Here is a 19,893-nt window from a genome sequence, read left to right as displayed (position 1 = left end):
GTCAGCTACTCGACTGGTAGGGGATTCATTGTTGCGGCGCCGGAACGCGAGCCTTCTTTAATGCGGTGCGCTGGTGCTTATCAAGAACCGCCGGATCGAACTTGTCGATGGTCTCGTTGAAGAGCCGGTGGAAGTTCAGCTCCGCGCCGAGATGCAGGAAAACGCCGCCAAGGCCGATGGCGGCGCGATCCATGAAGACGAATTCGCGCGGTGGCGTCACCGGGCCAAGCTTGCGCAATGCCTGATGGACGCGGAAAGCTTCCTTGCGGCCATATTCGGCGGCGCTGATCCCATCCGCGATGGAGCGCACGCGGTCGTCCAGCATGGGTGCGTAGATGAAGCGCGCCCAGACGTTGAGCACGTCGATCAATTCATTCGAGAGATTGCCGAAGCCCCAGCGCTCATAAGCGGCGGCCGCGCGGTCGCGATCATCCGCTTCCAGCGCGCGATAAAGCTCGACCACGCCTTCGACGAAAGCGGCGGGGAAAACACGGATGCAGCCATAATCGAGCAGGTTGATCCCGAGGTCTTGCCGCACCGTGTAGTTGCCAAGATGCGGATCGCCGTGAATCACGCCGTAATGGCTGAACGGATACCACCAGGCGGCAAACATCGCCTCGGCTATGTTGTTGCGCTCTTCGAGCTTGTGCTCGCGGAAGGAAAGCAGCGGCGCGCCCTGAAGCCAGCTCATGGTAAGAAGACGCGCGGTCGACAGATCCTCGATCACCTCCGGCACGGCGATGCGCTTGTCCTTCGCGAAGATCGCGGCGTAGAGGCGCATATGCGCGGCCTCTCGCGCATAGTCGAGCTCCTCGCGCAGGCGCTCGCGGATTTCTGCATAGATCTCGCGCGTGTCGATGGCGGAATCGATGCGGCGATAGATAGAGAAGATCACGCCGAGCTGCGTGAGGTCGGCATCGACCGCGGATTGCATGTCCGGATATTGAAGCTTCACCGCAAGCCCGGTGCCGTCGAGGCCCAGGGCGCGATGCACTTGTCCGAGAGAGGCGGCGGCCGCAGCCTCATGCTCGAAGCTCTTGAACCGGCTCTCCCAATCAGGCCCAAGTTCGGCGCGCATTCGGCGCTTCACGAAGGGCCAGCCCATGGGCGGTGCGGAAGATTGCAGCTCCGAAAGTTCGGCGGCAAATTCCGGCGGCACGATATCGGGAATGGTCGCGAGCATCTGCGCGACCTTCATGATCGGCCCCTTGAGACCGCCCAGCGCAACCTTCAATTCGCGCGCTGTGCGATTATTGTCAGATGCGAGGCCGAGCATACGCTGGCCGGCGAACTTCGCCGCAAGCCCGCCAACGCCTGCACCGACCTGCGCATAGCGCTTCACGCGCCGTCGCAGAAGGTTAGCCTCGTCGTCGGGCTTCTTCGTCACTCACTCCGCTCCAGTTCATCAATCAGCCCACTGATGACCGAAAGCCCCTTGTCCCAGAACTTGGGGTTGCTGGCATCGAGACCGAAAGGCGCTAGCAACTCCTTGTGGCGGAGCGTCCCGCCCGCCGACAGCATATCGAGATAGCGCTCGGCAAAGCCTTCGGAGGCCTGCTCGTAAACGGCATAAAGCGAGTTCACGAGACAATCGCCGAAAGCATAGGCGTAGACGTAGAACGGCGCGTGGATGAAGTGCGAGATGTAGCACCAATAGGTCTCATAGCCCGGCGCGAAGTTGAAGGCCGGCCCAAGGCTTTCGCTCTGCACATCGAGCCAGATCTTGCCGATGGCTTCCGCCGTGAGTTCACCCTCGCGCCGCGCCGTGTGCACGCGCCGTTCGAAAATGTAGAAGGCAGTCTGGCGGACGACCGTGTTGATCATGTCCTCAACCTTGCCCGCGATCATCGCCTTGCGGCGCGTCGGGTCGGTCGTATCGGCAAGCAGCTTCTTGAAGGTCAGCATTTCGCCGAACACGCTCGCGGTCTCGGCGAGCGTCAGCGGCGTGTCCGCCATCAACGCGCCCTGCCGCGCGGCAAGCACCTGATGGACGCCATGCCCAAGCTCGTGTGCCAGCGTCATCACATCGCGGGTCTTGCCCTGATAGTTCACCAGCACGAAGGGATGCGAGCTCGGCACTGTCGGATGAGCGAAGGCGCCGGGCGACTTGCCGGGGCGGAGCGGCGCGTCGATCCAGCCCTTCTCGAAAAAACGCTGCGCGATCTCGGCCATTTGCGGCGTGAAGCCGCGATAGGCCGACAGCACCGTCTCCCTGGCACGGTCCCATGGGATGGTGGCGTCATCCGCCTCCGGGAGCGGAGCGTTACGATCCCAATATTCAAGCTTGTCGAGACCAAGCCACCTCGCCTTCAGCGCGTAGTAGCGATGCGAGAGCGCCGGATAGGCGCGCTGTACGGAATCGACCAGCGCGGCCACGACCTCGGGCTCCACGCGATTGGCAAGGTGGCGTGAATCCGCGATGTCCTTAAAGCCGCGCCAGCGATCCTCGATCTCCTTGTCCTTGGCGAGCGTGTTCGTCACCAGAGCAAATGTCGCGGTGTTCGCCGAGAAGGTTTTTGTCAGCGCCTCGGCCGCCGACTTGCGCCGCGCCGGATCGCGCTCGGCAAGGCGATGCAGCGCGCCCTCGGAGGTCAGCGTCTCCCCGTCGACGTCGAAGGTCAGGCGGGCCAGCGTCTCGTCGAAGAGGCGGTTCCAGGCAGCGCGGCCGGTGACGCTCTTTTCATGCAACAGCGTCTCCAACTCGTCGGAAAGCTGATAGGGCCTCATGGCGCGGAGATCGCGCAGCCAGGGCTCGTAATGCGCAAGGCCCGGCGCCTTCAGCGCCTTCTGCAGCGTGGCATCGTCGATGCGGTTCAGTTCCAGCGCGAAGAACAGGAGGTCGGTCGTGATCTGCGTCACGCGCTCCTGCATATCGCCATAGAATTTGGCATAGGCCGGGTTGGTGTTGTCGGTCGCATAGAGAAGCCCGGCATAGGACATGACCCGGCCCAGCGTGTCCTCCAGCGCCTCATAGGTGCGAATCGCCTCGGCAAGCGCCTCGCCCCCCTTGGGCTCCGCGGTAAGTCCCAAGAGCTTGCCGCGATAACGGGTGGCGAAGTCCTTCGCCGTCGCGGCGGCCCGGGCGAGGTCTCGCGCAATCTCGGGCGCCTCCGGCGAGGCATAGAGGTCGCTCAGGTTCCAGACGGGCAGTTCACCGAATCGACCCGGCCCGGCGGCAGCGGCGGTGCCGGCGGCGTTCCTGGCGATTGGTGAACATGAGGGATTGGCGGGCAGGGACTGCGAGGGGGAGGACATGGACTGCAAGACTCCGGCAGAAGACTTTGAAGCGTCCAACCTATATCGCCTGCCATCCCCGCCCAATCAACCAGGGCCCCTCAGAAAGAGTCCATCAAAAACAAAAGCCCCGGCCTTTCGGCCGGGGCTTCATTTCTTAACGGAACGTCAGACTTATTTGACGACCGAGACAATCGCACGGCGGTTGAGCGGCTCACGCACGCCGTCGCCAGTCTGAACCGCGAGGTTCGTCTCGCCGTCAGAGGCCGCACTCTCAACCGTCTTGCCGTTCGCAGTCAGGGCCGTGGCCACCGACTTCGCACGACGCTCGCCGAGCGCCTGGTTATAGGCCTTGCTACCCGAGGTATCGGTGTGGCCGACGACAGCGAACGTGCTGGCGGACGACTTCGCGATTTCCTGGATTACAGCCTGCGCTTCCTGCGTCAGGTTGAACTTGTTGAAGCCGAAGTAGATGGTCCAGGGACCGCCCACGATCTTCGCGGCTTCGCACTTCGTCAGAGCTTCGTAGAAGGCAGCCTTTTCAGCCTTCACACGTTCCGGCTGCACCGGACCGCCTTCACCGCCGAGCCAGGAGCCATTCTCGCCGAGCTTGTTGTCGCTCGCCTGCTCCACCCAGCCGTCATAGTAGCGCTGCGCCTTGGCGCATGCGCAGGCACGCGCCGGATCGGTGCGGCCGCCATTGTCGAGCGCCGCGAGCAGCTTCGCACGGGCGTCCTGCAGTTCAGGCAGATCGCTCGGCAGCACGCCGCGGGTCGCCGGGTCCCAGGGCAGAACCGTTTCGCCAGCAGCGGCAGCACGGCCCTTTTCGACGATCGTCGCCGTGTCGACCCAATTGCAGTCAACATAGGCTTCCGAGGTTGCACGTTCCTGATATTCGCGCGCCAGGCAGGCGTTGAAGGAATCGCCGCTGATCGTCTCATGCAGATACGATTCAGCAGTCCAGGTGCCGCAACCAGCCAGCACCAGGAAGGTCCCCAACGCTATAAGCCGGGATATGATTTTCATCCCAATCTCCGTCGTTATTTTGCTCAACCCCCCGACATAGCAACGGGCGGCCCGGACCCCACCGGTAATTCTCATCAGTTAATTTAATCGCATGGAACGCGCGGCACCATCAATACGTATTGCCACGGATCCTTAAGTTCGGGCTTCAAAGTTACACGATGGCAACACCGTTTCGGGTCCGATACGGCCAGGAGTTTGATCCGTCATCGGCTCTTTCTCCAGTCGGTATGAGTGGACGTATGTGTAAAACTGTGACCGATGGCCCCATTTTGTGACGATTAAGGCCACCTTTACCAATCCGCCCCATTATGGATCGTCAGAGCTGCCGTCAGCGGCACCCAGAACCCAAGGCGACCCCAGATGACCCAGACCATCCTGATTGTGGACGATGATCCGGCGCAGCGCCGCATCCTTGAAGAGGTTGTGAAGCGCGATGGTTATCGCCCCGTCTGCGTCGATGGCGGCGAGGCGGCGCTTGCCTATCTCGACGGTCCCTCGGGTCCTGAAATCTCGCTGATCATTCTCGATCTCGTGATGCCGGGTGTCGACGGCATGGAAGTGCTGTCACGGGTTCACCCGTCGAAACCCAACCTGCCCGTCATCGTGCTGACGGCGCATGGCGGCATCGAGACGGTCGTCAACGTCATGCGCGAAGGCGCGACCGACTTCGTCATCAAGCCGGTAAGCCCGGAACGTCTGCATGTCTCGATGCGTAACGCGCTCAAGGTCAATGCGCTGACCGGCGAACTTTCACGCCTGCAGAAAAAGCAGAGCGGTCGCCTCAAGTTCTCGGATATCGTCGCGCGCAGCGCCCTGATGGCTCAGGTCATCCGCTTCGGCAAGCGGGCCGCGCAATCGAACATTCCGATCATCATCGAGGGCGAGTCCGGCGTCGGCAAGGAACTGATCGCCAGCGCCATTCAGGGCGAGAGCGACCGTGCCGGCAAGCCCTTCGTCACCGTGAACTGCGGCGCGATTCCTGAGAACCTCGTCGAAAGCATTCTCTTCGGCCATGAAAAGGGTGCCTTCACCGGCGCCTCGGACAAGCACGCGGGCAAGTTCCAGGAAGCCTCCGGCGGCACGCTCTTCCTCGACGAAATCGGCGAATTGCCGCTCGACATGCAGGTGAAGCTCTTGCGCGCGCTGCAGCAGGGCGAAGTCGATCCCGTGGGTTCGAAGAAGCCCGTCAAGGTCGACATCCGCCTCATCTCGGCGACCAATCGCGACCTTCTGCAGATGGTGAAGGAAGGCCGCTTCCGCGAAGACCTCTATTACCGTCTCAACGTCTTTCCGATCCATGTGCCCGCGCTACGCGAACGCAAGGAAGACATTCCCGACCTCGTCGCGCATTTCATTCGCCGCCTCGCCGCGGAAGAAGGAAAGCCGGTGATGGGCATTTCGCGCGACGCGCTTTCGATGCTCTGCGCCTTCGACTGGCCGGGCAATGTGCGCCAGGTGGAGAATGCCGTTTTCCGCGCCATCGTGCTCTGCGATGGCGAGATGCTTCAGGCGTCGGATTTCCCGCAGATCGCGAGCATGGCCGATGCCCATATGCCCGCAGCCGCGCGGATGCCGGTGGCGGACTACGCTCCCGTCTTCGACCGCGCCGCCGAACGGCCGGAGCCTTTCGCACAAACGAGCCGTCCCGAAGGTCGGCTGACGCTTGCCGAATTCGCGCGCTCCAATTTCTCCGACGGCATCGCCATCACGGATGCGGCGGGGAATATGCGCAAGCTCGAAGATGTCGAGGCGGAGATGATCCGTCTCGCGATCGAGAAATATAAAGGTCACATGACCGAAGTCGCGCGCCGTCTGGGCATTGGCCGCTCGACGCTTTATCGCAAGGTCCGCGATCTCGGCCTCGAGGTCCGCGAGGGCTGACGCAGCCGGCACTTCCAGATGCACCGAACAGACGGCGTCGGAGCAATCCGGCGCCGTTTTTCCATGCGTTCTGCGGGTCAGGGGCCGGCCATTGATCCCCGCGGAGGATCGGTGCTATTGGACTCTGGTACCCGCCCCCGTGGCGGCGCCCATTCGGCAGCGAGAGTTCGTTTTATGAAGCTTGTCTCCGCCCCTTTCATGCTGGGGCTCGCCGCAGCGGCGCTGGCAGTTCTCCTCATCTGGAAATATCTGGGCGCCCCGGTCGTCCTGGTCGACGCACCGGCCGGCAAGGTTCACTGTGTCAGCTATACGCCCTATCGCGGCAGCGAGACACCCTTCGACCGCACATATATGGCGGATCCCAAGCGGATCGACGAGGATCTGGCGCAACTCGCGAATGTCACCGATTGCGTGCGCACCTATAGCGTCGATCAGGGCCTCGATCAGGTGGTGCCGATCGCGGAAAAACACGGACTCAAGGTTCTACTCGGCATCTGGATCGGGCGCGATGACAAGGTCAACGAGACCCAGATTGCCGCTGCAATCAAGCTCGCCAACGCGCACAAGAAGACGATCAAGGCGATCATCGTCGGAAACGAAGTGCTGCTGCGGGGCGAGCAACTGCCCGATGCGCTCATCTCCTATCTGAACGAGGTCAAGACGGCGACGGGCCTGCCTGTTACTTATGCCGATGTGACGGACTTCTGGGTGAAGGCGCCGCTGAAGCTGGCGCAGGCGGTGGATTTCATCACCATCCACATCCTCCCCTATTGGGAAAACGATCCGACCTCGGCGCAGGAAGGCGTCAATTACCTGAAGAGCGTACTCGAGGACGTCGGGCCGATGTTTCCGGGCAAGGAACTCTTCATCGGCGAGACGGGTTTTCCCAGCGCCGGGCGCGAGCGCGCCGAAGCTACTCCCTCAATCATCGCTCAGGCACAATATCTGCGCGATCTCGCCGCCTATGCGCAGGCGACCGGCCTCGACTACAATCTGATCGAGGCTTACGACCAGCCTTGGAAGCGCGCGCTGGAAGGCACGGCGGGCGGGCATTGGGGCATTTTCACCACCGACCGCCAGCAGAAATTCCCCTGGACGGGCCCGGTCTCCAACCATCCGGAATGGCGGTTTGAAGCAGGCGCGAGCTTTGCCTTCGCTATCCTCATCCTGCTGGTCATGGCGCGCGGCGGTGCAGAGCTCGACCCGCTTGCGGGCCTTGCGGCAGGCATCGGCGCGGGTGTCGCCGGCGCTCTCCTGCTGCTGCAGATCGAACATTCATGGCTCGCATGGCGAAATGTGCTCGAGGGGCTGATCGAGCTTGCGATCCTCGGCCAGTCGCTCGGCATCGTGCTCTTCGTGCTTCCCGAGGCGATCCGCGGGCGGCGCTGCCTTGCTCCCGTCCCTATCGCCCAGACGCTGGCATGGCTGCGTGCGCCCAACCGCGGCGCGCTCGGCACGCCGCTTTATCTGGGTCTTGTGCATCTGCTGTCGGTCTTCACGGCGCTCGTCATTTCGCTGGGGCTGAGCTTCGACGCGCGCTATCGCGATTTCCCGCTCGCTGCCTTCTCCCTCGCCGCGGTCAGCCTGGCGCTGCTCGCACTCAATCGGGGCGATCACAAGAAGCAGGCCGAAGACCGCCGAGAAGAGGCGCTGCTCGCCGCGCTCTTCATCGCCACAGGCTGCCTCATCATCTTCAACGAGGGCCTACAAAACATTCAGGCGATGACATGGGCGGCGCTGGATTTCGCCTTCGCGCTGCCCTGGCTCGGCATACTCCGCGCGTCGCTCCGCACCACCGTCTTCAAACGCGCGGCAACCGAAGAAGCGTGAGCGCGAGGCCGACGGCGCCATAGTCCGAATTGTAGAGGACGACGGCGAAAATGCTCAACGTGAGCGCGAAAACGATCGTCCAGCGCTCATTGGCGAGGAACACGAGCAGCGCCGCTATGCAGGCCATGCAGGCCCATATCCAAAGCGCGTGGATACCGACATTGGGCCAGATATTGTAGATGGCTACCACGGCGAGGGCGAAAGCCAGAAGCCCGAGCCGGACCGGCTTGCTCCACGCGCGTGTCATGGCCGCAAGCCCACCCGCAAGCCCAAGCCCACCCCATACATAGGCGATGTGAAGCCAGACAATCCCCTGCCGTGCCGTGCACCACCATGGAGCCGATACCTCGCCGCAGGCGAGACCGATCGAATGTGGCTCGATCAGCGCATAGCGCAACAGCAGCGCGACAGCAAAAATCCCTGCCCCGCCATAGATCCACGACAACAAACGGCCGCGCGTCCATGCGGGCTCGGCAACACTCGATCGGACTTCCATCGGACCTTCCAAAGGGGGTGATCTCCTGCCAGGCGCAAGGGCTTGCGCTACCCAAGCCTATAGCAGGTCGCTGCCCCGGGATGAAGTCATCGCTGGATCGAAGGGGCTTCAGGAGCAGGTCCGTCCTCAGCCGGCCGACAGATGGTCGACTTCCCGCATGATCGTCGCGTGTGGCGTCCGGTCGAGGTTGGCATCCGCATTGCGAGGCGTCAGGGGGCCATCCGAGAGCATGCGCTCCACAGCCGTCCGCGCGCGGGCGACACGACTCTTCACCGTCCCGATCGCGCAGCCGCAAATGACGGCAGCTTCCTCATAGGCAAAGCCGCCCGCGCCGACAAGGATCAGCGCCTCGCGCTGCGCCGGCGGTAGCGCGAGCAGCGCGCGCTGCAGATCAGACAAATGCATGTGATGTTCCTGATCGCCATTCGCAGAGAGTATTTCCTCAGCCCTCGCATCGTCCCATTCGCCGACAAAGCGGGAACGGCGCATTTGCGAGCGGAAGATGTTGCGCAGGATCGTATGCGTCCAGGCCTGCATGCTGGTGCCGGACTCGAAGCGCTTGCGCGCCGACCAGGCCCTCAACATGGCTTCCTGAACCAGATCATCGGCCATGTCGCGATTGCCGCAAAGGCCGCGCGCAAAAGCGCGCAATTGTGGGATCACGGCGGCGAGTTCGACCTTGAACTCGCCATCCTCGAGAGGGATCACGTGGTGCCGCAGTGCCTCTCTCTCCATGCTCTCCCCGTTCAAACTTCGGTTTTGGAGTACGGATACGATGCAACATGCCCCGCTTCAGACCGGGCCTCGGCGAGCGTTCACCGGCTCATTCGAGTACGGATAAACGGGGGTGACTACTCAAGTCCTTCAAGTCTTTCACGTTCGATCACCAAGGTCCATGGTCGTTTACTATTGCAAATCTCTCATTTTGCAAGTGTTTCACATGGGAACAGATAATATTTGGAGAGTTTACTTTGCTGTAAACAAAGCAATGCACGCCATGCCCCACGCCGGAGTTCACCAACACCGAATTTCAATGAACAGGCGCAGCCGTGTTGAGGAACAAGGCCTGGCTGATCGCCGCCTTCACGGCCATGCGCTGAAAAGGCTTCGTGATGAGGAAGGTCGGCTCCGGCCTGTCGCCGGTCAGCAGGCGCTCCGGAAATGCCGTGATGAAGACGACCGGCACCGACGCGAAGCCGAGAATGTCCTTCACCGCCTCGACGCCGGAACTTCCATCCGCAAGCTGAATATCGGCAAGAACGAGACCGGGACGGCGCTGCCTTGCCGCCGCGACAGCCTCTTCGCGCGTGACCGCGCTTCCGGCAACGCTATGGCCGAGCTCGCGGACAATCTCCTCGAGATCCATGGAAATGATCGGCTCATCCTCGACGATGAGGACGCTGGTGGAAATCTGTCGGTCTATGTCGCCAAGCGCCGCCTCGAGAAGGCACTCCACCTCCGCTTCGTCGACGTCCATGATCTCAGCCGCCTGAGCGTTGGCGAAGCCTTCCATCGCCGTCAAAAGCAAGGCCTGACGGCTTCGCGGCGTGAGATGCGTGAGGCGCTCCTGCGCGGTCCTTCCCGGCGCTCCTCCGCTTCGTGCCGCCTCATTGCCATTTGTTCTCGACCAGACCGCATGAAAGAGCTTGTAAAGCCCGGTTGCCGGATCGAGATGGCCGGGAAACGACGCGGAGTTATCCACAAGCGCCTGAAGCGTTGCACCGATGAGCGCGTCGCCACGCGCCTGATCCCCCGTCAACGCACGAGCATAGCGCCGGAGGCGGGGCAGGTGCGGGCTCAACTCGCGCGCGAGCGGCATGCGTTATCCAACTCCCAATTCGACCATATAAATGCGGTCGCCGGTTCCCCTGCGACCTACAAAACCACGCCCCTGTTTTACCGTGGGCAAGAGGTTCAGATTAAGGAACCTATGAGCGGTGAAAGAGTTTCATTCGCGCCGCAGCAAGTTTGCGGCCTTCATCCAGATGCGGTCGAGCGGTGGTCGAGTTCTCACAATGACATCAGGCAAAGGGAAATGGATTGGCACTTCGAAACTGGAAGCCCGCCTGGTGCCGAACAGGGATGACGCCCGGCAAAGGCGTGAGGCATTGGGCCAAAGCCTGCGCCGCATCTATCAGGATGTCGTGCAGGAGGAAGTGCCGGACGAACTGGCCGAACTGATGCGCAAACTCGACCATATGTCCGAGCCCGACATCTGACCGCTGCATTGAAACAGGCCTGTTCTGGGGCCGGGACGGGGCGACCTGAACAACTTCGATCAATTTTCGCCGCCCGCCCCGCTTCGGCGCAAGGACATGGCTCCCAAAGACAGGGCCACCAAAGACAGGGCCAATAGCGAACGCGACGAGCGTTTCTGGCTCACGCGCCGGATGAAATCGCTCCGGGCCCGCCTCATTTTCCTGCTCAGCGTCACGCTTCTGCCCCTCGCCGCGCTTGCCCTTGTCGACGCCTGGTTCGGCTATCGCTATTACCGCGACGCTTCGCTTTCACCCGCCTCAATCGGCGAAGCGGCGCGCTTTCTGCTGTTCAGCAACGCCGCCACAGCGCTTGTCATGTGGCTCGCGGCGCTGGTCGCGACGGGATGGGGCGTCGGCCGTCTGGTCACGCGGCCTCTGCGGCGGATAAGACGTGGTATTCTTGCCTATTCCGAAAACGATGAACGGGCGCGTATCCGCAATATCGGCGAGCTGCCGGAGGAAATCCGTGCGCTGGCCGAGAGCTTCAACCGCATGGCCGACGCACTGGCCGCGCGCGACGCCGCGCTGATGAAGGCCGTCGCCCGACAAAAAGCGCTGACGCGCGAAGTACATCACCGCGTGCGCAACAACCTCCAGATCGTCAACAGCCTGATGAGCCTTCAAAGCCGCAAAGCGGAAACGGCGGCAGAGAGCGCCATATTCTCGGAGGTACAACGCCGCGTCACGGCGCTTGGCCTCGTTCATGGTGCGATCTATCAGGGCGACGATCTGAGTTCCGTCAAACTCGACCTGCTGCTGAATGATCTATGCGCCGCGACCGAGCAAAGCCTGCGTAATTCGGGGACCCCCGCCTTGCTCTCCGTCACCGCGGACAGGCTGACGGCCTCAGCCAGCCTTGCGGTGCCCCTCGCATTCCTCATTACAGAGATTATTGGAGAGATTGTTTTTCACCGGGACGGATCGCCCGTCGCAAGCGACATCCGCATCGCGCTTCGCGGAAGTGGCGCGGGCGCCGTGCTGACCATTGAAGGCGCCCGCCCACTCTTCCCGGAGCCGGCGGGCGCGGACAGCGGCAGCCTCAGCCTGATCGACGGACTCGTACGTCAACTCGGCGGGCGCCAGACCATCGCACCCGACCGCAGCGGGATTTCCGTGATGGTCCCGAATCTGAACACAGCGGGTCGATAATTTTTTCCAGAAACATGGAACCCGGCCTCAAAGGCGGCGTTTTTGTTCATATGGAATTGGCGCCTTTGCCTGCCGTAGGCAGCGGGGCGCCGACGGACCCCGGCCCGGCATTTATCGTCCCCCCGTGCCCCCCCGTGCCAGGTTGGGGTCCACTCTTTTCCGGAGCGCAAGTTGCCTCCAGACAAAAGCCCGCCTCTTTCGAGGCGGGCTTTTGCGTCCCCCGGCGCAACCGTGCCGTTCGTCTTATTCGATCATGCCCAGCGCGTGCAGATAGACCTCAAGGATCGCTTCCTGCTCCTGCCGCTCGGCCTTGTCCTGTTTGCGAATGCGGACCACCTGGCGCAGCGTCTTGGTATCGAACCCATTGGCCTTGGCTTCGGCGTAAACTTCCTTGATGTCGGCGGATGTCGCCGCCTTTTCTTCCTCAAGGCGCTCGATGCGCTCGATGATCGTGCGCAGCTGGTCATGCGCGACGCCGCCCGAATTCACAGGGGTATTGCCGTCCGCCATGATGCGTCGCTCCAGTTCAGTTCTGCGATGGTGAAGAATTAACAGTACCGGCGACACGGCATCGCGGCAAGTTCGCCGCCCGAGAAAGCTGTGGATATCGCTTCAACCGTGGCTCTTCTTCTGCGCCGCCTCGAAAGCCGCGAGCTGCTCCGGCGTTGCTTCCGCCTGAAATTTTGCCTTCCATTCGGGGAAAGGCATTCCATAAATCGAGGTCCGTGCATCATCCTTCGATAGCGCGATGCCCTTCGCGTCCGCCGCTTCGCGCAGCCAATCGGCGAGGCAATTGCGGCAGAAGCCTCCATGGATCATCAGGTCGATGTTCTGCACATCGGTCCGGGTCCGCAGATGCTCGACGAGGCGACGAAAGGCAGCTGCTTCAAGCTCGATCTGCGTGGTCTTGTCCATAATTTCGTCTCCTCGTCTTATCTGTTGCGCGGCGCATCCGCATGCGAGCCGTAACGCCGCACTTCGCGCAAGCCTGGCAGCGCCTCAGCCTCGCGTAGCCATTGCGCTATCCGCGCCGCCCATTCGCGCTGACCGGCCGCCTCGGCAATGAGGTCCTGTCGAATTTCGATCAACACATGCGGCAAGCCCCTCGCGGTTCCATGCCGGTAGAGGCAATCACCCTTGAGCCTGCCCGAATAGGGCTCATTGTCGCCGACGACGAGGCCCGGTTCCAGCCTCATCAAACGCAAAAGCTCGGCGGGAATCCTGTCATCCATGTCCCACAGGATGCCCGCATGCCAGGGCCGCGCCTTTCCCCGCCAATGCGGCGTGAAACTGTGGATCGAGACGATGGCGGGCACCGCGTCGCCGGCCCGCGTCAGCACCGCCTCGATGGCGGAATGATAGGGCCGATAGAACTGCGCGAGCCGGTGCTCATATTCGGCGCGGTTCTGGAACGGATCGACGTCGCGGTTTCCCGGCACGATGGCACCGTCGGAAAGCTTCATCACAAGCGTCGGATCGTCGGGCCCGCGATTGAGGTCGATGAGGAGGCGCGAAAACCGCGCCAGCACCGCCGGACACTCAAGCGCCTCGGCAAGCGCCCGCGCCACGTTCGCCGCGCCGATGTCATAAGCGATGTGCCGTTCGAACTCCGCAGGTGCCAGACCCAGCGTGCCATAACCGTGTGGCAACGCATTTGACGCGTGATCGCACAGGACGAGAAACCCCGAATCGCCTTCAGGGTTGATAAGCTCGAAAGGAAGGAGGTCGCCTTGGGATGATGTCCCGCCGCGTGTCTGAGACTGCATCCCGGCACTATACCCAAGAGACGAAATGCAGAGAATGACCTCCCTGATGCCAAGCGAAGATACGAGCCGGCGCCGATTTCTGATGGACCTCTTCACAGAGGCCATGCGCTCGGCGCTGCCCGAACATTGCCTCGCCCCCCATCTGCCCCCCGCGCCGAAGGGCCGTCTCGTCATTTTTGCCATCGGCAAGGCCGCCGCCTCCATGGCCGCCGCCGCCGAGGCGCATTACGCCCTCACCACGCCCGGAGCCCACATTGAGGGCATCGCCCTCACCCGTTATGGGCACACGCGGCCGACCGCTCACATGGAGGTTATTGAGGCGAGCCATCCCGTGCCGGGCGCAGCCGGGGTCGCAGCCAGCGAGCGGCTGCTCGCGCTGGCAGCAACGCTCGGCCCCGACGATCTCGCGCTCGTTCTGTTGTCGGGCGGCGGCTCGGCGCTCGCGACCTTGCCCATTACAGGCGTCACCTTAGCTGACAAGCAGGCGCTCACTCGTGCGCTCCTCGCCTCCGGTGCCCCCATCGGCGAGATCAACTGCGTCCGCAAACATCTGTCGCACATCAAGGGCGGGCGGCTCGCCGCAGCAATCCACCCGGCCCGCATGGTGAGCCTCGCCATCTCCGATGTCGCGGGCGACGACCCCAGCGTGATCGCATCGGGGCCCACTGTGCCCGATCCGACAACGCGCGAAGAGGCGCTCACCATTCTCGACCGCTACAGGATCGAAGTGGCGGGCCGTGTCCGCGCGGCGCTGCTCTCTGCGCCTGAAAGCCCCAAGCCGGGCGATGCGCTGTTTGCCGGAAGCACCTATCAACTTGTCGCGAGCGGCGCTTACGCGCTCCGCGCCGCCGCGAAGATCGCGACGGTGGGAGGCTATGAGGTCGTCGACCTCGGCGATCGTGTGGAAGGCGAGGCGCGCGAGGTGGCGGCCGCCCATGCGAGGCTCGCGCTCGAAGCCAAAGCCGCCGGGCGTCGCGTCGCTATCCTTTCAGGCGGCGAGACAACGGTAACCTTCGCGAAAGGCGTCGAAGGCGGACGCGGCGGACGGAACCAGGAATATGCGTTGGCTCTCGCCCTTGCTCTTCAATCTGCGCCGGGCATCGCGGCCATCGCCGGCGACACCGACGGAATAGACGGCGGCAGTGGCTCGGTGGACGATCCCGCCGGCGCGCTGATCCTGCCCACGACACTCGATCGCGCCGCTTCACTCAGGCTTGATGCGGCTGCGTCGCTCAAATGCCACAATTCGGGTGGATTTTTCGCCGCGCTCGGCGATCTTGTCGTCACAGGCCCGAGTTACACCAATATCAATGACTTCCGCGCCATTCTTGTGGAAGGCGAGCCAGCATGAGGAGTGCCATCCAGTGATACGTCGGCGCAACGTCAAGATCATCGCAACCCTCGGGCCCGCTTCGAGCTCCAAAGAAATGATCCGCGCGCTTTTCGACGCGGGCGCGGATGTGTTCCGGCTCAACATGAGCCACCTCAACCACGAAAATCTCCGCAAGGTTCACGCTCTCATCCGCGAGGTCGAAACCGAAGTCGAGCGGCCGATCGGCATTCTCGCCGATCTGCAAGGCCCGAAGCTCCGCGTCGGCGAGATCGAGGGCGGAGCCGTGATGCTGGAGGCGGGCGACAAGTTCCGCCTCGATCTCGACAAGACACCGGGCACGAAGCTTCGCGCGCCGCTGCCGCATCCGGAAATCTTCGCTGCCGTCACTGCGGGCCAGAGCCTGCTGCTCGATGACGGCAAGATCCGTCTTCGTGTCATCAAGACAGGCCCCGACTTCGCGGAAACGGAAGTCGTGGTCGGCGGACGTCTTTCCAACCGCAAGGGCGTCAACGTGCCGGAAGCCGTGCTGCCGGTGAAGGCCCTCACGGAAAAAGATCTCTCCGACTTCGAAGCCGCGCTCAATCTCGGCGTCGACTGGGTGGCGCTTTCCTTCATCCAGCGCCCTGAAGACATGGCGGAGGCGCGCAAGATCGCGCGCGGCCGTGCCGCCGTTCTCGCCAAGATCGAGAAGCCGCAGGCGCTGGTCCATCTCGAAGAAATCATCGACATCTCCGACGCGATCATGGTCGCGCGTGGCGATCTCGGCGTGGAGCTGCCCTTGGAACAGGTGCCGGGCTGGCAGAAGCGCATCACGCGGGCCGCGCGCCGCGCGGGTAAGCCCGTCGTCGTCGCGACGCAGATGCTCGAATCCATGATCTCATCACCCGTGCCGACGCGCGCCGAGGTTTCCGACGTCGCCACCGCCGTCTTCGAAGGCGCCGACGCGATCATGCTCTCGGCAGAATCCGCGGCGGGCCAGTATCCGATCGAAGCCGTGCGCACCATGAACAAGATCGCGGAGTCGATTGAATCCGACCCGACTTATCCCGGCATCATCTATGCGCAGCAGAACGAGCCCGAAGCGACAGGCGCCGACGCGATCAGCGCGGCTGCCCACACAGTCGCCGACACGCTGAAGGCCGCCGCCATTGTCTGCTGGACCAATTCGGGCTCGACGGGTCTTCGCGCGGCGCGCGAGCGGCCGCTTTTCCCGATCATCGTGCTCACGCCGATCATCGCCACGGCGCGCCGCCTCGCGCTTGTCTGGGGCCTGCATTGCGTCCTCACCGAAGACGCAAAGGATCTCGACGATGTGGCCGAACGCGCCTGCCGCATTGCCTTCCGCGAAGGCTATGCACAGCCCGGCCAGCGCATTATCGTCACCGCAGGCCTGCCGCTCGGAACGCCGGGCGCGACGAACATGCTGCGCGTCGCCTATGTGGGACGGAAGGGCGGTTCGGCGGAGTAAGTGCCGGGCTGCAGAAGCTTTCAGAAAATCGCCACCGGCGCTTCGGGTTCCACGACATGCGTTCCGGCCCTTGGGAGCTCGCGTCGGGCGAGGCGTTCCAGCGCGTCGATCACGACATCGGGTCGAACGTAATGCGGCATGTGCCCGACGCCGACGAGCTTGATGAGTTCGGAACCATTGATCTGATCGTGCAGCGCATAGGAATGGAGCTTTGCCCAGACCACCTTGTCGCGATTTCCGGTGACGATGATCGTCGGCACACGGATTTCTCCATAGCGCTGGCTCTGGCGGGCGAGATGCTCGCGCAAGCGGCCTGAATCCGTGCTGTTCGCGCGGAAATGTCCAGCTCTGAACAACAAGGGAAGGCCGATGCGCTGCGCGTAGCCTTCAGGCGCGGCATCGGGCGCGAAGACGCCCCTGACGCTCGCCCTTGAAAGAAGCAATCCACCCGGCACAGTCAGCAACCGAAGAAAGACCGCGCCGATGAGTGGCGTGGCGACAATCCGGTGATACCAGGCGACATCGCCCTCCCAGACATGGGTCGCGCCCGCCAGCACCAGAAGACCAGAAAGATCGTCGGGAAAGTCGAGTGCCCAGGCGGTCGCCACCGCCCCGCCCCAACTATGACCGAGGAGCACCGGCCTATCGAGGCCGATCTTCGTCGCCCCATCGTGAAGGAGCCGCGCCTGCGCAGCGGGATCGCTGATATCGCCCTCTGATGGCCTCTCGCTCCAGCCATGCCCCGGCCTGTCGAAGGCGACGACGCGGTAGCGCTTCGAAAGCACCGGCATCAGGCTCGCGACCATGTCGCCCGCATTCCCGCTCGCGCCATGCACCAGAACGATGGGCGCGCCTTGGGGCTCCGCAGGACCGGCCTCGACGTAATGGATGCGCGTTCCATCGACCTCGACAAAACGACCGCGCGGTGGATAGGCCCGCTCGACCCGCGCCGCGAAAAGAGCCGAATAAAGCCCAAGCGCGACGACCAGACCGAGCAGGATTTCGAGAAGGATCATGCGTCAGATCCCCCGACCCTCGACATCGACAGCAAGTGCCTTTTCCGCGTCCGCCGCGCCATCGAGCCACGGATCGATCTTCAGCGCGCGGCGATAGAGATCGAGCGCGCCTTTCTTGTCGCCCAGATCTTCAAGAATAATGGCGAGCGCGCCCATGGCGCCGAAGTGGCGCGGTTCGATCTTCAGCAGGCGTTCGATGTCTTTCAGTGCTGAAGCGTAATCATCCTTCAGGATGTAGACGGCAGCGCGCTTGTCCCAGCCCTCCACATAATCGGGCGCGAGCGAAATGACTTCGTTGAAATAGAAAAGCGCGCGGTCAAACTCCCCCGATTGAAGGGCATCGACGCCCCGGCCCATCAGCAGATCGACGCTGGGACTATCCGATTCCATCCAGAGGGCGAAGATCGCGCTTTCGATGCCGCGCGCCTCCGGGGCGCTCTTCGCATGGGCAAGCTTGTCGAAAAGCGTGTTGAGAACGGCTTCGCGATCCGGCGCCTCCGGTCGTTCCGCTTGCGGCGGTGGCGACTGCTCACCGGGCAGGCTAGCCGCCCATGCGGAGCCGCACAACGCAAGCTGCGAGGCGAGAGCGGCTGTGATGAAAAGGCGGCTCATTCGGCGGGAATGCTCAGTTGTTCAGATCCTGCAAGGTGCAGCCATCGAATTCTGCAATGTAGTCGCCGCCATAGGCCCGCGACGGCGTCTGGAAGCCCGGCTGGAACTGGCCGCCAAGCACCCGCCGCACGGTTTCGAGGCTCGTCATCGCGGTGAGCGTGTAGCCTTCCGGCGTCTGGAGCTTCGAAACCACCCGATCGCCCGCCGCGTTCACCGCCTCGCCGAGCAGAACGGCGTTGCCCGCGCGGCGCTCGGCATCGGTGGGACCTTCGGGCTGGGCATCGATCCGCGCCTTGAGCCGCTTCTGCATGAAGGCGCGACTGGCAAGCCAGCGCTTGAAGCCGCCCAGATTCGCCATCTGCTCAAGCTGGGGGCTCGCCTCGAAAAAGACGGTGATGTTCGAAATGCCGGTCGAGTGGTAGGCGGTCGAAACGTCGCCCCAACCGATCGCGATACCGTGTTTCGGTCCCTGCCCGAAATCGAAGTCGCGACGCGGCGGCTTCGCAACCGAGACGATCTCGCCCTCGCGACGAACCCGCGTTCCAAGGCCGATGCTCTCGACGCCGGTCTTCGCCGTACCGCGCGACATGTGGCCGAGGCCCGCAATTGCCAGCGTCAGCTCCACCGCATCGGGCATGCGCGCCTTCATATGCGCGGCAAGGCAATCGCTCGGCACGACGTCGAAGCCGACGCCGGGCAGAACCATGATGCCCGCTTCCCGCGCCTCGGCGTCGCGTGCCGCGCAGGCTTCGAACACGTCGATCTCGCCGGTAATGTCCAGATAATGGGTTTTCGTCTTGATGCAGGCATCGAGCATCGGCTTCGAGGTGTGCGCGAAGGGCCCGGCGATGTGCAGCACCGCATCGACCTGCGAAAGTGCGGAGGTGAGCGCCGCCGTGTCGTCGAGCCCGAAGGCCTGATATTCGAAACCGTGCTGGCCGGCGACCGATTTGAGCCGCGCTTCATTGCGCCCCGCGAGCAAGGGCTGCATGCCGAGCGCTTTGGCCGTGCGGGCGACGAGCTTGCCCGTATACCCGGTCGCTCCATAGATCATGAACCTGGCTGTCATCGCTCACCGTCTCCCCTGCTTCGACGATGCACCGACTATAGCCTGTTTCCTTCAGCCGACGAGTCCGCGCGCTGAGAGATCCGCATGCAGGCCCCCTGCACTCTCGAAATGATGGGTATGAAAGCCGAGCTTCGCCGCCGTATCCACATTGCGGCGCGAATCGTCGATGAAGAGCGCCCTCTCGGGCACGAGGCTCGTCCGCTCGATCAGGATTTCGAAGATGCGCGGATCGGGCTTCACCACCCCCTCATCGCCGGAGACAACGGTCTCCTCCAGCAGATCGAACTCGGGAAAGCGAAGGCGCAACTCCGCGAAGATAGGCGTCGGCATGTTGGTGAGGCCGTAAAGCCCGAGGCCCCGCGCCTTGAGCGACCGGACCAGGGGCTCCATGCCGGGAACGCGGCCGGGAATCATCTCGTGAAAGCGAGCTCGCCACATATCGATGAGGTCGGCTCGGTCCGGATGGTGCTCCTTGAGCCTTGCCGCATTCTGTTCGAAGGGGACCCCGTAGTCGTGGGCGAGGTGCCAATCGAGAGTGCAGACATGGGCAAGGAAATGCTCCATCTCGGCTTCGTCGGCAAAGACCTGCCGGTAGAGGTACCGGGGATCCCATTGGAAGAACACATTGCCGAGATCGAAGACAACCGTATCAATTCCGCTCACCGGTGGTCCCCAAAACGAAAAGGCCGCGCCCTGAGGCGCGGCCTTTGTTCGACAACAAGCGCGAAGCCCAGCGGGCCCATGCGCGCCGTTCC

Annotated in this window: 19 protein-coding genes; 6 read left to right on the top strand and 13 right to left on the bottom strand. The window is 63.1% G+C overall.

What is annotated here, in order from left to right; translation table 11 throughout:
• Window positions 1-25 precede the first annotated feature (25 nt).
• The 3 genes from F2P47_RS06855 to F2P47_RS06845 form a co-directional block, all read right to left on the bottom strand.
• Window positions 26-1,387, bottom strand: a complete 1,362-nt coding sequence (locus F2P47_RS06855; protein WP_152215590.1) for an ABC1 kinase family protein — start codon at window positions 1,385-1,387, stop codon at window positions 26-28.
• Entirely contained in the window at window positions 1,384-3,255 is a 1,872-nt protein-coding gene (locus tag F2P47_RS06850; RefSeq protein ID WP_152215589.1) for a M3 family oligoendopeptidase, read from the bottom strand. Before F2P47_RS06850 ends, F2P47_RS06855 begins: the two co-directional genes overlap by 4 nt.
• Window positions 3,256-3,408: 153 nt before the next feature.
• Window positions 3,409-4,260, bottom strand: coding sequence for an OmpA family protein (locus F2P47_RS06845; RefSeq protein WP_152215588.1), 852 nt, complete (start codon window positions 4,258-4,260; stop codon window positions 3,409-3,411).
• A gap of 360 nt (window positions 4,261-4,620) precedes the next feature.
• Between F2P47_RS06845 and F2P47_RS06840 the strand changes: the two genes are divergently transcribed.
• Together F2P47_RS06840 and F2P47_RS06835 are read left to right on the top strand one after the other, a co-directional pair.
• Window positions 4,621-6,141: a sigma-54-dependent transcriptional regulator gene (locus F2P47_RS06840; protein ID WP_152215587.1), complete on the top strand. Its 1,521-nt coding sequence runs from the start codon at window positions 4,621-4,623 to the stop codon at window positions 6,139-6,141.
• Between the two features lie 174 nt (window positions 6,142-6,315).
• Window positions 6,316-7,971 (top strand): glycoside hydrolase family 17 protein, encoded by a 1,656-nt coding sequence (locus F2P47_RS06835; RefSeq protein WP_152215586.1) that lies wholly within the window; start codon window positions 6,316-6,318, stop codon window positions 7,969-7,971.
• Here the strand turns inward: F2P47_RS06835 and F2P47_RS06830 are convergent.
• The 3 genes from F2P47_RS06830 to F2P47_RS06820 form a co-directional block, all read right to left on the bottom strand.
• Window positions 7,943-8,467 carry a hypothetical protein gene (locus F2P47_RS06830; RefSeq protein WP_152215585.1) on the bottom strand — a complete coding sequence of 175 codons (525 nt, stop codon included), beginning with the start codon at window positions 8,465-8,467 and terminating at the stop codon, window positions 7,943-7,945. The two genes, F2P47_RS06835 and F2P47_RS06830, sit on opposite strands and share 29 nt — an antisense overlap.
• Window positions 8,468-8,593: 126 nt before the next feature.
• A complete protein-coding gene (locus tag F2P47_RS06825; RefSeq protein WP_152215584.1) occupies window positions 8,594-9,202 on the bottom strand; it encodes a sigma-70 family RNA polymerase sigma factor in 609 nt (202 codons plus the stop codon).
• 295 nt (window positions 9,203-9,497) lie between these two features.
• Complete coding sequence (locus F2P47_RS06820; protein WP_152215582.1) at window positions 9,498-10,286, bottom strand: response regulator; 789 nt, start codon at window positions 10,284-10,286, stop codon at window positions 9,498-9,500.
• A gap of 196 nt (window positions 10,287-10,482) precedes the next feature.
• On the opposite strand from F2P47_RS06820, the gene F2P47_RS06815 reads away from it, so the two are divergent.
• Window positions 10,483-10,686: a NepR family anti-sigma factor gene (locus tag F2P47_RS06815; protein WP_152215580.1), complete on the top strand. Its 204-nt coding sequence runs from the start codon at window positions 10,483-10,485 to the stop codon at window positions 10,684-10,686.
• Window positions 10,687-10,782: 96 nt separating this feature from the next.
• Complete coding sequence (locus tag F2P47_RS06810) at window positions 10,783-11,874, top strand: sensor histidine kinase (protein WP_152215578.1); 1,092 nt, start codon at window positions 10,783-10,785, stop codon at window positions 11,872-11,874.
• A gap of 243 nt (window positions 11,875-12,117) precedes the next feature.
• On the opposite strand, the gene F2P47_RS06805 is transcribed toward F2P47_RS06810, so the two are convergent.
• The 3 genes from F2P47_RS06805 to F2P47_RS06795 all read right to left on the bottom strand — a co-directional run bounded on the left by F2P47_RS06805 (window position 12,118) and on the right by F2P47_RS06795 (window position 13,640).
• Window positions 12,118-12,384 (bottom strand): DUF2312 domain-containing protein, encoded by a 267-nt coding sequence (locus tag F2P47_RS06805; RefSeq protein ID WP_152215575.1) that lies wholly within the window; start codon window positions 12,382-12,384, stop codon window positions 12,118-12,120.
• A 102-nt stretch (window positions 12,385-12,486) separates the two neighbouring features.
• Window positions 12,487-12,789, bottom strand: coding sequence for a DUF1244 domain-containing protein (locus F2P47_RS06800; RefSeq protein ID WP_152215573.1), 303 nt, complete (start codon window positions 12,787-12,789; stop codon window positions 12,487-12,489).
• A gap of 17 nt (window positions 12,790-12,806) precedes the next feature.
• Complete coding sequence (locus F2P47_RS06795) at window positions 12,807-13,640, bottom strand: N-formylglutamate amidohydrolase (RefSeq protein WP_152215571.1); 834 nt, start codon at window positions 13,638-13,640, stop codon at window positions 12,807-12,809.
• 82 nt (window positions 13,641-13,722) lie between these two features.
• On the opposite strand from F2P47_RS06795, the gene F2P47_RS06790 reads away from it, so the two are divergent.
• Together F2P47_RS06790 and pyk are read left to right on the top strand one after the other, a co-directional pair.
• Window positions 13,723-14,991, top strand: coding sequence for a glycerate kinase type-2 family protein (locus tag F2P47_RS06790; RefSeq protein ID WP_246176781.1), 1,269 nt, complete (start codon window positions 13,723-13,725; stop codon window positions 14,989-14,991).
• Entirely contained in the window at window positions 14,951-16,441 is a 1,491-nt protein-coding gene (gene pyk / locus F2P47_RS06785) for a pyruvate kinase (protein ID WP_425500029.1), read from the top strand. The genes F2P47_RS06790 and pyk overlap by 41 nt, the downstream gene beginning before the upstream one ends.
• A 20-nt stretch (window positions 16,442-16,461) precedes the next feature.
• Here the strand turns inward: pyk and F2P47_RS06780 are convergent, their stop codons facing one another.
• The 4 genes from F2P47_RS06780 to F2P47_RS06765 are packed head-to-tail and all read right to left on the bottom strand — an operon-like array spanning window position 16,462 to window position 19,801.
• Window positions 16,462-17,457 carry an alpha/beta fold hydrolase gene (locus F2P47_RS06780; RefSeq protein ID WP_152215566.1) on the bottom strand — a complete coding sequence of 332 codons (996 nt, stop codon included), beginning with the start codon at window positions 17,455-17,457 and terminating at the stop codon, window positions 16,462-16,464.
• 3 nt (window positions 17,458-17,460) lie between these two features.
• Window positions 17,461-18,069, bottom strand: a complete 609-nt coding sequence (locus F2P47_RS06775) for a tetratricopeptide repeat protein (protein WP_152215564.1) — start codon at window positions 18,067-18,069, stop codon at window positions 17,461-17,463.
• Between the two features lie 13 nt (window positions 18,070-18,082).
• Window positions 18,083-19,138, bottom strand: coding sequence for a saccharopine dehydrogenase family protein (locus tag F2P47_RS06770; protein WP_152215562.1), 1,056 nt, complete (start codon window positions 19,136-19,138; stop codon window positions 18,083-18,085).
• A 51-nt stretch (window positions 19,139-19,189) separates the two neighbouring features.
• Window positions 19,190-19,801, bottom strand: a complete 612-nt coding sequence (locus tag F2P47_RS06765; protein ID WP_152215560.1) for an HAD family hydrolase — start codon at window positions 19,799-19,801, stop codon at window positions 19,190-19,192.
• Window positions 19,802-19,893 lie beyond the last annotated feature (92 nt).

The organism is Parvibaculum sedimenti, assembly GCF_009184905.1.
Classification (GTDB): Bacteria; Pseudomonadota; Alphaproteobacteria; order Parvibaculales; family Parvibaculaceae; genus Parvibaculum; species Parvibaculum sedimenti.
The sequence above is the reverse complement of the archived record's forward strand: the minus strand, read 5'-3'. Positions and strand labels throughout refer to the sequence as shown.

What these genes read in the sequence shown, in the direction of transcription:
- F2P47_RS06830 (WP_152215585.1), bottom strand. Translation starts at nt 8,467, where the DNA reads ATGGAAGTCCGATCGAGTGTTGCCGAGCCCGCATGGACGCGCGGCCGT.
- F2P47_RS06815 (WP_152215580.1), top strand. Translation starts at nt 10,483, where the DNA reads ATGACATCAGGCAAAGGGAAATGGATTGGCACTTCGAAACTGGAAGCC.
- F2P47_RS06820 (WP_152215582.1), bottom strand. Translation starts at nt 10,286, where the DNA reads ATGCCGCTCGCGCGCGAGTTGAGCCCGCACCTGCCCCGCCTCCGGCGC.
- F2P47_RS06850 (WP_152215589.1), bottom strand. Translation starts at nt 3,255, where the DNA reads ATGTCCTCCCCCTCGCAGTCCCTGCCCGCCAATCCCTCATGTTCACCA.
- pyk (WP_425500029.1), top strand. Translation starts at nt 14,951, where the DNA reads ATGACTTCCGCGCCATTCTTGTGGAAGGCGAGCCAGCATGAGGAGTGC.
- F2P47_RS06795 (WP_152215571.1), bottom strand. Translation starts at nt 13,640, where the DNA reads ATGCAGTCTCAGACACGCGGCGGGACATCATCCCAAGGCGACCTCCTT.
- F2P47_RS06800 (WP_152215573.1), bottom strand. Translation starts at nt 12,789, where the DNA reads ATGGACAAGACCACGCAGATCGAGCTTGAAGCAGCTGCCTTTCGTCGC.
- F2P47_RS06825 (WP_152215584.1), bottom strand. Translation starts at nt 9,202, where the DNA reads ATGGAGAGAGAGGCACTGCGGCACCACGTGATCCCTCTCGAGGATGGC.
- F2P47_RS06770 (WP_152215562.1), bottom strand. Translation starts at nt 19,138, where the DNA reads ATGACAGCCAGGTTCATGATCTATGGAGCGACCGGGTATACGGGCAAG.
- F2P47_RS06845 (WP_152215588.1), bottom strand. Translation starts at nt 4,260, where the DNA reads ATGAAAATCATATCCCGGCTTATAGCGTTGGGGACCTTCCTGGTGCTG.
- F2P47_RS06810 (WP_152215578.1), top strand. Translation starts at nt 10,783, where the DNA reads ATGGCTCCCAAAGACAGGGCCACCAAAGACAGGGCCAATAGCGAACGC.
- F2P47_RS06790 (WP_246176781.1), top strand. Translation starts at nt 13,723, where the DNA reads ATGGACCTCTTCACAGAGGCCATGCGCTCGGCGCTGCCCGAACATTGC.
- F2P47_RS06775 (WP_152215564.1), bottom strand. Translation starts at nt 18,069, where the DNA reads ATGAGCCGCCTTTTCATCACAGCCGCTCTCGCCTCGCAGCTTGCGTTG.
- F2P47_RS06840 (WP_152215587.1), top strand. Translation starts at nt 4,621, where the DNA reads ATGACCCAGACCATCCTGATTGTGGACGATGATCCGGCGCAGCGCCGC.
- F2P47_RS06835 (WP_152215586.1), top strand. Translation starts at nt 6,316, where the DNA reads ATGAAGCTTGTCTCCGCCCCTTTCATGCTGGGGCTCGCCGCAGCGGCG.
- F2P47_RS06780 (WP_152215566.1), bottom strand. Translation starts at nt 17,457, where the DNA reads ATGATCCTTCTCGAAATCCTGCTCGGTCTGGTCGTCGCGCTTGGGCTT.
- F2P47_RS06805 (WP_152215575.1), bottom strand. Translation starts at nt 12,384, where the DNA reads ATGGCGGACGGCAATACCCCTGTGAATTCGGGCGGCGTCGCGCATGAC.